Raw genomic sequence first — 13,738 nt, 5'->3', positions numbered from 1 at the left:
CACGGAGAACAGCCATGCGTCAACACCCTACGTCTTCACGCCTGCCTGCACCACCTGGCGGCAGGCCTCCACTACCGCCCACCAGCCCCCCCACCGCGGCAATCAATGTGCCGCCCTGGGTCAGAAGAGGTGTCAGCGGCCCACCCTCGAACCATCCGACCCTGCAAGACCTACAAAACTACAGGCCCAGCGTTCCTGCCTCCAATCCGGTACTGGTCAACCGTTTTCTGGGGCATCAAACGCCCTCGGCACAACCCCTTCCCGGTTATCCAGGCAGTACCTGGAGCCTTGTCCCTTACAGCGTGCCCGCCAGCGCGAGGCCTCATCCTCCAGTGCTGGCGCATGGGGAACAATTGTTCTCCATCGGGGCCCATGACTATGTCCGATCACAGCTCAACAGGCCGGCAACCCTCTATCGGGTGAACCCCGACAACACACGGTATGAGTGCGGAAGGATCGCCAAAAACGGCCTATTTGAAATAACCGACACCGACAATAACGCGTCCAAATACCTATACGCCGATGGCAACTGGTGCCGAGTAACGCTTGACGACAATCTGGAGCGCTACAAACTGCTCCCGGAGATGAGCACTCCGGCACTCAAGGACGTGTATATCGAGTCAAGTGGCCATGCGTCCTGGATCCCCATGCTCGACCTGCCGGACATCGAGGAAGTGATTTTTTATGCACGACGGTCAAAACGCCTGGACGACACCCATCCACTGACCCTGGATTCACTGTCCAGCGTGCCCCAAGACAAATCGGTGTATCGGCTGATAAGAGCCTACGCCCGCCAGATCATTGGCTTTACCCACCCAAATATCCTGTCAGCGCCCGTTCGTCAGCGTGACCGGATGATTGATACATTCATTTGGAGGCACGGCTACCCCTACCGGTATTTACTGGGCGTGTTCAAAGGCAATGTGGAACATGGGTCTATTCCAGTGGGGGCTCCGTTCTTTGATCCTTTCCAGGGCATCTCCAGCTTCAAGTGCAGTGAAAATGGCTCTTTTAATATTGACGCAATTAAACAGTCCAACGACTTCATCCCCGACACGCGCGTCAAAAGCCCTAGCGAAATAGCCGTTTTGCACGAATGGCAGCAACTGGATAGGCGCCAGACAGCCAATAACCTGCGACGCGGCCAACTGAACGAAAAGATGTATGAGTTCATGCTCAAGGACAGGGGTTACCTCGTGCTTGAGGGGGGGAAGTACGCTAATGGCCAGAACGGCTTGGACCTGGTCTTCAAAGGCCCCGCCGACATTACTTATGTGATGGAAGTGAAACATGTTACCGGCGAAAGCCCGACCTCCTCCGGCAAAGTGCAACTCTCCAGAACGCCGTACCCCTTTCAATTGAGCGACGGCTGGATTAATCACGTCTTGAACCATCCAGAAGCGTTGTACACGCCTGCAGGGCAGGCCGTCCTTGACGCAATGTCCCGTGGACGGCTGGTTCAACTGGTGGGCGCCACCAACCAGCAGGGAGAAATACTGATATTCAAGGCCGACATGAGCGAGGCGGGAGGTTGACCGCATAACCTCCCGGTTGACCTGTGCCGGGGCTCAGCTTTTGTGCAACTTGCTCATCAACTGCGCTTCGGCCTGGGTCAGGCCGCAGGATTGGGTCAACTCATCCACCGTGGCGCCCATGCCCACCAGCTTGGCGGCCTGGGCAAAGGACAGGTTGGCCGGGTCGCGCTGTTCCAGTGCCGACAGCTTATCGGGCAATGGGGCAAGGATTGAACGCAGTTCATGCACGTCCTCCCCCACCCGCACGGCGCTTTGCTGGTAGTTGTCCACGCGCTTGGCCATCTCGCGCAGACGCTGGTCGCGCACGGCGTCGCGCTCGGCCTGCTGCAAGGCCGATTCGCGTTGCTGACGCATATGGCGCAGCAACACCACCAGGGTCCCGACCCACAACAGGGCCAGGACGATTACCGCTACCTCAAGCATCAATCAGATGTTCTCCAGGTCCGACCACTCTTCTTCGCTCATCATCTTGTCCAGCTCAACCAGAATCAGCAGTTCGCCGTTCTTGTTGCATACGCCCTGGATAAACTTGGCCGACTCTTCGTTGCCGACATTCGGCGCAGTCTCGACTTCCGACTGGCGCAGGTAAACCACTTCGGCCACGCTGTCGACCATGATCCCGACCACTTGCTTGTCGGCTTCGATGATGACGATCCGGGTGTTGTCGTTGACTTCAGTCGGCATCAGGCCAAAGCGCTGGCGGGTGTCGATCACCGTCACCACGTTGCCGCGCAGGTTGATGATGCCCAGCACGTAGCTCGGCGCCCCCGGTACTGGCGCGATTTCGGTGTAGCGCAGCACTTCCTGCACGCGCATCACGTTGATGCCGTAGGACTCGTTGTCCAGCTTGAAGGTCACCCATTGCAGAATCGGATCATCCAAACCCTGTGCGGACGCTGACGACTTGTTCATACCCCTGACCCCTTCAAATACCGTTGATGACGGCGTGTGTTCTTCTTTGGCAGCACCCTGGCGCTGCGCCTCTTATCAAGTACGTTTGTTACCTGGCAAATCCTTTACCGCACCGCTGGCAATCAGCTCCGCCAATTCGGCGACATCCAGCAGTGCGCACATATGCTCGATCACAGTGCCCGCCAGCCATGGCCGCTGGCCCCGGTGGCTGCGCCATTTGATTTCGTTGGGGTCCAGGCGCAGCGAACGGCTGACCTGATGCACCGCCAGCCCCCATTCGTAGCCCTGCACCGAGATCACGTATTGCAGGCCCTGGCGGAAATCATCGCGGTAGCGGTCGGGCATCACCCAACGCGCGGTATCCAGCACCTTGAGGTTGCCGGCCTGGCTCGGCAGGATCCCGAGGAACCACTCCGGCTGGCCGAACAACGGTGTCAGTTCCTGGCCTTCCAGGGAGTAGATCGACCCCAGGCACACCAACGGCACCGCCAGCGTCAGCCCGGCCACATCGAACAGCAGGCACTCGAACGACTCGCCAGCCCAGGACGGTCGACCATCGGTTTCCACCGGCGGTGGCGTAATGCTCGGCGGTCGATGCACCTCGGCCACCGGCGGCACCCGTACCAATGCCGCAGGCGCTGGCACAACCGCAGGGGCGACCGGCACCACCAACGCGTCACGGGCCTGCTCTTGCAGGACCGCCAACTGAAACTCATCCAGGCCAGCCTCAGCCTCGGTCACCGGCAGCGGCCCTTCCTCATCGAGCACCAGGATCGGCTCGGGCAGCTGTTCCTCGGTCGCATCCTGCAACAGCGCATCCAGGTAGGACTGCAACGCCAGTTGCGGCCGGGTCTTGATATCGACAGGACGATTCATCTGTATGCCCACGCGCAAGCCCCGTTAACCGTGTATTCAAAGGTTATCGGCCTGCCTGCACCCGGACTTGAATCAAAAGTCCGTGACATCAGGCAAAACCCATCGCGGGCAAGCCACGCTCCTACAGGGTTGTTCATTTCACGCCACCTGCGCCACAAGTTGCTGGGCCAGCAAATGCTTGAGCAAGGCCCGGTAAGCCAGCACGCCACGGCTCTTGCCATCGAATTGCGACGGGACCAGGCCGGCACGGCTGGCGTCACGCAGGCGCGTGTCCACCGGGATATAACCTTGCCAGATCGTTTCCGGGTAGGCGTCGCGCAGCACGCGCAAGGTGCCGAGGGAGGCCTGGGTGCGACGGTCGAACAGGGTCGGCACGATGCTGAACGGCAACGCCTGTTTGCGCGAGCGATTGATCATGGCCAGGGTGCTGACCATGCGCTCCAGGCCCTTGACCGCCAGGTGCTCGGTCTGTACCGGGATCACCAGTTGCTGGCTCGCCGCCAGGGCATTGACCATCAGCACGCCGAGCAATGGCGGGCTGTCGATGATCGCGTAGTCGAAGTCCTGCCACAGCTGCGCCAGGCTCTTGGCGATCACCAGGCCCAGGCCGCTCTGCCCCGGCGACTGGCGCTCCAGGGTGGCCAGGGCGGTGCTGGAGGGCAGCAGGGAAATCTTGTCGTTGCTGGTGGGCAACAGCAATTGCCCCGGCAAACCTGCAGGGACACTGCCCTTGTGCAGGAACAGGTCGAAACAGCTGTGTTCCAGCGCATCCGGGTCGTAGCCGAAATAGCTGGTCATCGAGCCGTGGGGATCCAGGTCGACGATGATCACACGCTTGCCCGCCTCGGCCAGCAAGCCGGCTAAGGCGATGGAGGTGGTGGTCTTGCCGACTCCACCTTTTTGATTGGCAACTGCCCAGACTCTCATTCGGATTGTTCCTCCCGGCAGGCACTGGCTCGACCGAGAAATAGCACGAGGTTATAGAGCCGGTGACAGAGAATTGACGGCACTCTCACGAACCGGCGGCTTTACGGGCGTCGGTGCAGTTTGTGTGCCAGCCCGCTTCATTGCTGCATCAGGTTGTGCATTGGCCGCGCCGGTGGCGGTCAGGCTGCGGCGCACATCGAGGTTGCGCGACACCACCAACACCACCCGACGGTTACGCGCACGCCCTTCGGCCGTCGCATTATTGGCCACTGGCTGGAATTCTCCGTAACCCACCGACGCCAGGCGCCCTGGGTTGACGCCTTGCATCGCCAGCATCCGCACAATACTCGCCGAACGCGCCGACGACAGTTCCCAGTTGGTGGGAAATTGCGCGGTATGGATCGGCTGGTCATCAGTAAACCCTTCGACATGGATCGGGTTGTCGAAGGGTTTCAAGATGGCCGCCACCTTATCGATGATGCTGAAGGCAATGTCACTGGGCAGCGCATCGGCGCTGGCGAACAGCAGGCTGGAATTGAGCTCGATTTCCACCCACAACTCGTTGCCGCGAACGGTCATCTGGTTGGAGCTGATCAGGTCGCCAAATGCCGCGCTGATATCATCGGCAATGCTCTTGAGCGGGTCGCTGCCGCCACTGATACCGGCGTCGGTCTCGTCGCTGTCCTTGACCAGGGGTTTGGCCGGGGTCACGGTCTTGGGTCGTTCATCACCAATGGGAATCGGTTTGAGGGCCCGGTCGGAGTCGGTAAATACGCCGACCAGGGCTTCGGAGATGACCTTGTACTTGCCTTCGTTGATCGAGGAAATGGAGTACATCACCACGAAAAAGGCGAATAGCAACGTAATAAAGTCGGCGTAGGACACCAGCCAGCGCTCATGGTTGACGTGTTCTTCAGGCTCGCGGCGACGACGGCTCACAGGCAATACCCCTCGCAGCACACATCAACTGTAGGAGACAGGCTCACTCCTACAGGGAAAGGGAGGCGAATGCTCATGCCATCAATCCATGAAGCCCTGGAGCTTCAGTTCAATAGAACGCGGGTTCTCGCCCTCGGCAATCGACAGGATGCCTTCGAGCAGCATTTCCCGGTAACGGGACTGGCGCATGGCAATGGATTTGAGTTTGCTGGCAATCGGCAGCAGCAACAGGTTGGCACTGGCCACGCCATAGATGGTAGCGACGAACGCCACGGCGATACCGCTGCCCAGTTGCGAAGGGTCGGCCAGGTTGCCCATCACGTGGATCAAGCCCATGACCGCACCGATGATGCCGATGGTCGGCGCATAGCCGCCCATGCTTTCAAAGACTTTGGCCGCGTTGATATCGCGGCTTTCCTGGGTATAGAAGTCCACTTCAAGAATGCTGCGGATGGCTTCCGGTTCGGCGCCGTCCACCAACAGTTGCAGGCCTTTGCGTGCGTAGCTGTCGGGCTCGGCATCGGCCACGCCTTCGAGGCCCAGCAGGCCTTCCTTGCGGGCGGTGAGGCTCCAGTTGACCACGCGGTCGATGCCGCCAGCCAAATCCACCCGCGGCGGGAAAATGATCCACACCAGGATCTGCATCGCCCGCTTGAATGAGCTCAGGGGCGACTGCAACAGCGCCGCGCCGACGGTGCCGCCGATCACGATCAGCGCCGCCGGACCGTTGGCCAGGGCGCCCAGGTGGCCGCCTTCCAGGTAGTTGCCACCAATAATGGCGACAAACGCCAGGAGTATCCCAACCAGGCTCAACACATCCATCAGTGACAGGCCTCCACCAAGTGCTTGCCGATGTCATCCAGGCTGTAGACCGCGTCGGCCAGGTCGGCCTTGACGATGGCCATGGGCATGCCATAGATCACGCAGCTGGCTTCGTCCTGGGCCCAGATCGAACTGCCGCCCTGCTTGAGCAGGCGCGCGCCTTCGCGACCGTCGGCGCCCATGCCGGTGAGGACCACCGCCAGAACTTTGTCGCCGTAGGACTTGGCCGCCGAACCGAAGGTGATATCCACACACGGCTTGTAGTTCAGGCGCTCGTCGCCCGGCAGGATTTTCACCGCGCCGCGACCGTCGACCATCATTTGCTTGCCACCGGGGGCCAGCAACGCCAGGCCTGGGCGCAGGATATCGCCGTCTTCGGCTTCCTTGACGCTGATGCGGCACAGCTTGTCCAGGCGTTCGGCAAAGGCCTTGGTGAACGCGGCGGGCATATGCTGGATCAACACGATGGGCGCGGGGAAGTTGGCGGGCAACTGGGTCAAGACACGCTGCAAAGCCACCGGGCCGCCGGTGGACGTACCGATCGCCACCAGCTTGTAGGCCTTGCGCTTGGGCGCAGGTGACGCAGGGGCCGGCGCAACTGTACGCACCGGCGCCACGGCAGGCCGTGCTACCGGGGCCGGACGCCCGAAACTGCTGGCCGGTGCAGGCGCCGCGACCGGAGCGGGAGCCGCCGGGGCACGAAAGCTGCTGCGATTGCTGCGCGAGATGCTGTGCACCTTCTCGCAGAGCATCTGCTTGACCTTTTCCGGGTTGCGCGAAATGTCTTCGAAATTCTTCGGCAGGAAGTCCACGGCGCCAGCGTCCAGTGCATCGAGGGTAACCCGGGCACCTTCGTGGGTCAGCGACGAGAACATCAAGACCGGGGTCGGGCAGCGCTGCATGATGTGGCGCACGGCGGTGATGCCATCCATCATCGGCATCTCGTAGTCCATGGTGATCACGTCCGGCTTCAACGCCAGGGCCTGATCAATCGCCTCTTTGCCGTTGGTGGCCGTACCGACCACCTGGATGTTGGAATCCGCTGAAAGAATTTCCGAGACGCGGCGGCGGAAGAAACCCGAATCGTCCACCACCAGAACCTTGACTACCATAACCACTCCGTTAGGCAGGGCGAGGGACAACCGCCCCGCCCAGCCAGAATCAAATACGCCGTGCGGCGTAACGCTTGAGCATGCTCGGAACATCGAGAATCAGCGCGATCCGACCGTCACCGGTAATGGTCGCACCCGACATGCCTGGCGTTCCTTGCAGCATCTTGCCCAATGGCTTGATGACCACTTCTTCCTGGCCAACCAGTTGATCGACGACAAAGCCGATACGCTGGGTGCCCACGGACAGGATCACCACGTGGCCTTCGCGCTGCTCTTCATGAGCGGCGGACGCCACCAGCCAACGCTTGAGGTAGAACAAAGGCAGGGCCTTGTCCCGCACAATCACCACTTCCTGGCCGTCGACCACGTTGGTGCGCGACAGGTCGAGGTGGAAGATTTCGTTGACGTTGACCAGCGGGAAGGCGAACGCCTGGTTGCCCAGCATCACCATCAGGGTCGGCATGATCGCCAGGGTCAACGGCACCTTGATGACGATCTTCGAGCCCTGGCCCTTGGTCGAGTAGATATTGATCGAGCCGTTGAGCTGGCTGATCTTGGTCTTCACCACGTCCATGCCCACGCCACGGCCGGACACGTCGGAAATCTCGGTCTTGGTGGAGAAACCCGGGGCAAAAATCAGGTTGTAGCACTCGGTGTCGGTCAGGCGATCGGCCGCGTCCTTGTCCATGACCCCACGCTTGACCGCGATGCCGCGCAGGATGTTGGAGTCCATGCCTTTGCCGTCATCGGTGATCGACAGCAGGATATGGTCGCCTTCCTGTTCGGCCGCCAGGATCACTTTGCCCAGGCGTGGCTTGCCGCTGGCTTCGCGTTCTTCCGGGGTTTCCACGCCATGGTCGACCGCGTTGCGCACCAAGTGGACCAGCGGGTCGGCCAGGGCCTCGACAAGGTTTTTGTCGAGGTCGGTTTCTTCACCCACCAGTTCCAGGTTGATTTCTTTCTTCAACTGCCGGGCCAAGTCACGCACCAGGCGCGGGAAGCGCCCGAAGACTTTCTTGATCGGCTGCATGCGCGTCTTCATCACCGCGGTCTGCAGGTCGGCCGTCACCACGTCGAGGTTCGACACGGCCTTTTGCATGGCTTCGTCGCCACTGCTCAAGCCCAGGCGCACCAGGCGGTTACGCACCAGCACCAGTTCGCCGACCATGTTCATGATGTCGTCCAGGCGTGCCGTATCGACCCGCACGGTGGTTTCAGCTTCACTGGCCGGGGCTTTCTCGGCAGTGGCCGCAGCGCGGGCGGGCGCCGGGGCTGCACGGGCCGCAGCCGGTGCAGCGGCCTTGGCGGCAGCGGGTGCCGGCTTGGCCACCGCCGCCGTGGCAGTCGCACTGGCTGGCGCGCCAGGCACGACGTCGGAGAACTTGCCCTTGCCGTGCAACTCATCCAGCAGGGATTCAAATTCGTGATCGGTGATCAGGCCATCCGCCGCCGGTGCGACAGCCGCCGCCGTGGCAGCCGCGGGTGCAGCCGCCGCAGCGACTGCCGGCAAGGCATCGGCGGCAAACGAGCCTTTGCCATGCAACTGATCCAGCAGCGCTTCAAATTCGTCGTCGGTGATGTCGGTGCTGACCGATTGTGCCGGCTCCACCGCCGCTGGCGTTGCCGCCACGGCGTCCGGGGCGAACTGGCCCTTGCCATGCAACTGGTCGAGCAATGACTCGAACTCGGCGTCGGTGATGTCTTCGCTGGTCGGCACCATGGCCGGTGCAGCCGCCGCCGGAGCCTCGGCTTCCGCCTTGACAGCATTGAGAGAGTCCAGCAGTTGTTCGAATTCGCTGTCGGTGACGTCGGGTTCGGCAGCCGGCGCTGGCGTCGCTTCAACCACCGGGGCGGCAGCCAGGGCAGCAGGTTCTGCCAGGCGCGCCAGGGCAGCCAGCAGCTCCGGGGTGGCGGCAGTGATCGGTGCGCGTTCGCGCACTTCGTTGAACATGCCGTTGACCGCGTCCAGGGCTTCGAGGATCACGTCCATCAATTCCGAATCGACGTGACGCTCACCCTTGCGCAGGATGTCGAACACGTTTTCGGCGATGTGGCAGCACTCCACCAGCTCATGGAGCTGGAGGAAGCCGGCGCCCCCTTTTACAGTGTGAAAACCGCGAAAAATTGCATTGAGCAGGTTCGCGTCATCCGGTCGGCTTTCCAGCTCGACCAGTTGCTCGGACAACTGCTCTAGAATTTCGCCGGCCTCTACAAGGAAATCCTGAAGGATTTCTTCATCGGCGCCGAAGCTCATATTGCGTGCTCCTTAGAAGCCTAAACTGGACAGCAAATCGTCTACGTCATCTTGACCAGACATAACGTCTTCACGTTTATCGGCATGAATCTGCGGACCTTCACCCTTGGCGAGGTGTTTTTGTGGATCTTTTTCCGAGAGGATCGCTTCGCGGTCATGTTCGATGCCGGCAAAACGGTCGACCTGGCCAGCCATCAGCACCAGTTTGAGCAAGTTGCTTTCCACTTCGGTGACCAGCAGGGTCACACGCTTGATCACCTGGCCGGTGAGGTCCTGGTAATCCTGGGCCAGCAGGATGTCGTTGAGGTTGCTGGAAACCGTACGGTTTTCCTGCTCGCTGCGTGACAGGAAGCCCTCGACCCGACGCGCCAGGTCACGAAACTCTTCGGCACCCACTTCGCGCCGCATGAAGCGGCCCCAGTCTGCGCTCAACGCCTTGGCCTCATTGGCCATGCCGTTCACCAGGGGCGTGGCGTTTTCCACCAGGTCCATGGTGCGATTGGCTGCCGCCTCGGTCAGCCGGACCACATAGGACAGGCGTTCGGTGGCATCAGTGATCTGCGAGATTTCCTCGGCCTGGGGCATGTGCGGGTCAATCTGGAAATTGACGATCGCACTGTGCAACTCACGGGTGAGCTTGCCCACTTCCTGGTACAGGCCGCGGTCGCGGGTCTGGTTGAGCTCATGGATCAACTGCACCGCATCGCCGAACTGGCCTTTTTCAAGGCTGTCGACCAACTGGTGAGCGTGTTTTTTCAAGGTCGACTCAAAGTCCCCCTGCGATGTTTCTTTATGCTCCATAGCTACCCCGTGGCGACATCAACCGTGGATGCGTTCAAAGATCTTTTCGATCTTCTCTTTCAAGGCCAATGCAGTGAATGGCTTGACCACGTAGCCGTTGACCCCAGCCTGGGCGGCTTCAATGATCTGTTCACGCTTGGCTTCGGCGGTCACCATCAACACCGGAAGATTGCGCAGTTTTTCATCGGCGCGCACATGGCGCAGCAGATCGATACCGGTCATGCCAGGCATGTTCCAGTCGGTTACCAGAAAGTCGATGCTCCCGCTGTTGAGGATCGGAATCGCCGTAATGCCGTCATCCGCCTCGACCGTGTTAGTGAACCCAAGGTCACGCAACAGGTTTTTTATGATCCGCCGCATCGTTGAGAAATCATCAACGATGAGGATTTTCATGTTCTTGTCCAATTCGACCTCCAAGCAGTCTTAAACGCGTCCAGCACCTGGGCGCGCCATATCATTCAACAGGCATTACACAAAAAGGACTGCTGGGGCGCATCACGGGCCGCTCCCGCCTGGCCTGCGCCCTGGCGGTTATCGTTCGCACTGTCCCCACACTGCCTGTCAGCGCGCTCGCCACTCTCCCAAACGCCCCCGCAAGCGGGCCGCGCATTGGCTATGTAGCTGGCTGACCCGCGATTCGCTGACGCCCAGGACCTCACCGATTTCCTTGAGGTTCAGCTCTTCGTCGTAGTACAGCGCCAGCACCAGCCGCTCACGCTCCGGCAGATTGGCAATCGCGTCCGCCAGGGCGCCCTGGAAGCGTTCATCTTCCAGGTCGCGTGAAGGCTCCTGGTGAGCGCTCGCGCCGTCCTCGTGCAACCCTTCATGTTCGCCGTCCTGTAGCAGGTCGTCGAAACTGAACAGGCGGCTGCCCAAGGTATCGTTCAAAATCCCGTAGTAATCGTCGAGACTCAATTGGAGTTCGGCAGCAACTTCATGATCTTTAGCGTCGCGACCGGTTTTTGCTTCAATTGAGCGAATTGCGTCACTCACCATCCGGGTATTGCGGTGGACCGAACGCGGCGCCCAATCACCTTTACGCACTTCATCGAGCATTGCGCCACGGATGCGGATACCCGCATACGTCTCGAAACTCGCACCCTTGCTCGCGTCGTACTTGGTCGACACTTCGAGCAGGCCGATCATCCCCGCCTGGATCAGGTCTTCGACCTGGACACTGGCGGGCAGGCGTGCCAGCAGGTGGTAGGCAATGCGCTTGACCAGAGGCGCATAGCGCTCAATCAATTCGCCCTGGCTGTCACGCGCTGATTTTTTGTAAAGGTTGTAGCCGCTGGCTGTCATAGCACCGGTCCTGCACTCGTCTGATGCACCAATCGCTCGACGAAAAACTCCAGATGCCCCCGGGGATTGGCGGGCAGTGGCCAGGTATCGACCTTCTGAGCAATTGCCTTGAACGCCAACGCGCATTTCGAACGAGGGAACGCTTCATAGACTGCACGCTGCTTTTGCACAGCCTTGCGCACACACTCGTCATAGGGAACTGCGCCGACGTATTGTAAGGCGACATCGAGGAAACGATCCGTGACCTTGGTCAACTTGGCGAACAGGTTGCGCCCCTCTTGCGGGCTCTGGGCCATGTTGGCCAGCACGCGGAAGCGGTTCATGCCGTAGTCGCGGTTGAGCAGCTTGATCAGGGCGTAGGCGTCGGTGATCGAGGTGGGTTCATCGCAGACCACCAGCAACACTTCTTGCGCGGCGCGCACGAAGCTGACCACGGACTCGCCGATCCCGGCGGCGGTGTCGATCACCAGCACGTCGAGGTTGTCGCCGATATCACTGAAGGCCTGGATCAGGCCGGCGTGCTGCGCCGGGCTCAGATGCACCATGCTCTGGGTGCCGGAGGCGGCCGGGACGATGCGAATCCCCCCCGGCCCCTGCAACAGCACATCGCGCAGCTCACAGCGGCCCTCAATGACATCGGCCAGGGTGTGTTTGGGCGTCAGTCCCAGCAGAACGTCAACGTTCGCCAGGCCCAGGTCGGCATCCAGCAGCATGACGCGGCGGCCAAGCTCTGCCAGGGCCAGGGACAAATTCACTGACACGTTAGTTTTCCCGACGCCACCTTTGCCGCCGGTCACCGCGATCACCTGTACGGGATGCATGCTGCCCATGTTCTTTCTTTACCTTGTCTTGCTTAGCCGCAGGCTACATAGGGTGGCCGCGGTTGCAGACCATCGATGTAGGTACATTGCACTGTATTTCGTGTTGCCTTCAGCCGACCCGCTTGGCTGGGTTGTGATAGAGGTCGGCGAACATATCCGCCATCGCCTCTTCACTGGGTTCATCCTGCATTTGCACACTGACCGCACGGCTGACCAACTGATGACGGCGCGGCAGATGCAAGTCATCCGGGATCCGCGGCCCATCGGTCAGGTAGGCGACCGGTAATTCATGGCTGATGGCAAGGCTCAACACTTCGCCCAGGCTTGCCGTTTCATCCAGCTTAGTCAGGATGCAACCGGCCAGCCCGCAACGTTTGTAGCTGTGGTACGCAGCAGTCAGAACCTGTTTCTGGCTGGTTGTTGCAAGTACCAGATAGTTTTTCGACTTGATCCCGCGCCCGGCCAGGCTTTCCAGTTGCAGGCGCAATGCCGGGTCGCTGGCTTGCAGGCCGGCGGTATCGATCAGTACCACGCGCTTGCGCAGCAGCGGGTCGAGGGCGTTGGCCAGGGACTGGCCCGGGTCGACGTGGGTCACCGGCACATTGAGGATGCGCCCCAAGGTCTTGAGCTGTTCCTGGGCCCCGATGCGGTAGCTGTCCATGCTCACCAGCGCAATGTTATGGGCGCCGTACTTGAGCACATAACGGGCAGCCAGCTTGGCCAGGGTGGTGGTCTTGCCCATGCCGGCAGGGCCGACCATGGCAATCACGCCACCTTCTTCAAGGGGTTCGAGTTCCGGGGTCTGGATCATCCGCGCCAGGTGCGCCAGCAGCATGCGCCAGGCCTGGCGGGGCTCTTCGATACCGGTGGTCAGTTCCAGCAGATCGCGCGACAACGGGCCGGACAGGCCGATGCGTTGCAGCCGGCGCCAGAGGTTGGCCTGTTGCGGCTTGCTACCTTGCAACTGGTTCCAGGCCAGCGAGCCCAGCTGTACTTCCAGCAGTTCACGCAGGCCATTGAGTTCAAAACGCATCGAGTCGAACACGCGCTGGTCGACCGCAGCAGCCGGTGCCGGCGCGGCGGGACGTGGCGGCTCGACGAAGGTCGGCTCTACCAGTGGCTCGGCCGCAGTCAGCGGCAGGCCGGCAAACAATTGGCGATTGGTGGTCGCATCGCTGTCGCCGCGCATGCTCAGTTCGGCCTGGGCCGAGACAATGCGCGAGGCGGTCTTGCGCAACTCGTCCTCGAGTTCCATGTTCGGCACGCGCGGCGCCAACGCCTGGGGTTTGTAATCCAGGGCAGCCGTCAGCTCGACACCGCCGGCAATGCGACGGTTACCGATAATGGCTGCGTCGGCGCCCAATTCATCACGAACCAGCTTCATGGCCTGACGCATATCGGCGGCGAAAAAACGCTTTACTTGCATAACCCACTACC

14 protein-coding genes are annotated in these 13,738 nt (G+C 61.0%); 1 reads left to right on the top strand and 13 read right to left on the bottom strand.

The window, feature by feature from the left end; all coding sequences use genetic code 11:
* The first annotated feature begins 14 nt into the window (after positions 1 to 14).
* Positions 15 to 1,535, top strand: coding sequence for a hypothetical protein (locus HZ99_RS25475; RefSeq protein ID WP_130898246.1), 1,521 nt, complete (start codon positions 15 to 17; stop codon positions 1,533 to 1,535).
* A gap of 33 nt (positions 1,536 to 1,568) precedes the next feature.
* Here the strand turns inward: HZ99_RS25475 and HZ99_RS25470 are convergent, their stop codons facing one another.
* From HZ99_RS25470 to flhF, 13 genes are all read right to left on the bottom strand, one after another.
* The gene (locus HZ99_RS25470) at positions 1,569 to 1,961 is read right to left on the bottom strand and encodes a DUF2802 domain-containing protein (protein ID WP_038447010.1); all 393 of its coding nucleotides are present in this window, start codon (positions 1,959 to 1,961) and stop codon (positions 1,569 to 1,571) included.
* Positions 1,962 to 2,447 (bottom strand): chemotaxis protein CheW, encoded by a 486-nt coding sequence (locus HZ99_RS25465; protein WP_029292578.1) that lies wholly within the window; start codon positions 2,445 to 2,447, stop codon positions 1,962 to 1,964. It lies immediately after the preceding gene.
* A 75-nt stretch (positions 2,448 to 2,522) separates the two neighbouring features.
* Entirely contained in the window at positions 2,523 to 3,323 is an 801-nt protein-coding gene (locus tag HZ99_RS25460) for a CheW domain-containing protein (protein WP_038447008.1), read from the bottom strand.
* A 138-nt stretch (positions 3,324 to 3,461) separates the two neighbouring features.
* Complete coding sequence (locus HZ99_RS25455; RefSeq protein WP_038447006.1) at positions 3,462 to 4,250, bottom strand: ParA family protein; 789 nt, start codon at positions 4,248 to 4,250, stop codon at positions 3,462 to 3,464.
* 51 nt (positions 4,251 to 4,301) lie between these two features.
* Entirely contained in the window at positions 4,302 to 5,189 is an 888-nt protein-coding gene (gene motD / locus HZ99_RS25450; RefSeq protein ID WP_038448193.1) for a flagellar motor protein MotD, read from the bottom strand.
* Positions 5,190 to 5,270: 81 nt separating this feature from the next.
* Entirely contained in the window at positions 5,271 to 6,011 is a 741-nt protein-coding gene (locus tag HZ99_RS25445; RefSeq protein ID WP_029292570.1) for a flagellar motor protein, read from the bottom strand.
* Positions 6,011 to 7,123: a protein-glutamate methylesterase/protein-glutamine glutaminase gene (locus tag HZ99_RS25440; protein ID WP_038447004.1), complete on the bottom strand. Its 1,113-nt coding sequence runs from the start codon at positions 7,121 to 7,123 to the stop codon at positions 6,011 to 6,013. Before HZ99_RS25440 ends, HZ99_RS25445 begins: the two co-directional genes overlap by 1 nt.
* Positions 7,124 to 7,172: 49 nt before the next feature.
* Positions 7,173 to 9,377: a chemotaxis protein CheA gene (locus HZ99_RS25435; RefSeq protein WP_038447002.1), complete on the bottom strand. Its 2,205-nt coding sequence runs from the start codon at positions 9,375 to 9,377 to the stop codon at positions 7,173 to 7,175.
* Between the two features lie 12 nt (positions 9,378 to 9,389).
* Positions 9,390 to 10,178, bottom strand: a complete 789-nt coding sequence (locus HZ99_RS25430; RefSeq protein ID WP_029292564.1) for a protein phosphatase CheZ — start codon at positions 10,176 to 10,178, stop codon at positions 9,390 to 9,392.
* 18 nt (positions 10,179 to 10,196) lie between these two features.
* On the bottom strand, positions 10,197 to 10,571 hold the full coding sequence (locus tag HZ99_RS25425) for a chemotaxis response regulator CheY (RefSeq protein ID WP_162473193.1): 375 nt from the start codon (positions 10,569 to 10,571) through the stop codon (positions 10,197 to 10,199).
* 168 nt (positions 10,572 to 10,739) lie between these two features.
* On the bottom strand, positions 10,740 to 11,480 hold the full coding sequence (gene fliA, locus HZ99_RS25420) for an RNA polymerase sigma factor FliA (protein WP_038447000.1): 741 nt from the start codon (positions 11,478 to 11,480) through the stop codon (positions 10,740 to 10,742).
* On the bottom strand, positions 11,477 to 12,310 hold the full coding sequence (fleN, locus tag HZ99_RS25415; protein WP_003192912.1) for a flagellar synthesis regulator FleN: 834 nt from the start codon (positions 12,308 to 12,310) through the stop codon (positions 11,477 to 11,479). The genes fliA and fleN overlap by 4 nt, the downstream gene beginning before the upstream one ends.
* A 100-nt stretch (positions 12,311 to 12,410) precedes the next feature.
* Positions 12,411 to 13,727: a flagellar biosynthesis protein FlhF gene (gene flhF, locus HZ99_RS25410; protein ID WP_038446998.1), complete on the bottom strand. Its 1,317-nt coding sequence runs from the start codon at positions 13,725 to 13,727 to the stop codon at positions 12,411 to 12,413.
* Between the last annotated feature and the right edge of the window lie 11 nt (positions 13,728 to 13,738).

It is taken from the genome of Pseudomonas fluorescens (genome assembly GCF_000730425.1).
In the GTDB taxonomy this organism is placed as follows: Bacteria; Pseudomonadota; Gammaproteobacteria; order Pseudomonadales; family Pseudomonadaceae; genus Aquipseudomonas; species Aquipseudomonas fluorescens_X.
This window is presented reverse-complemented; position numbering and strand designations above follow the sequence as displayed.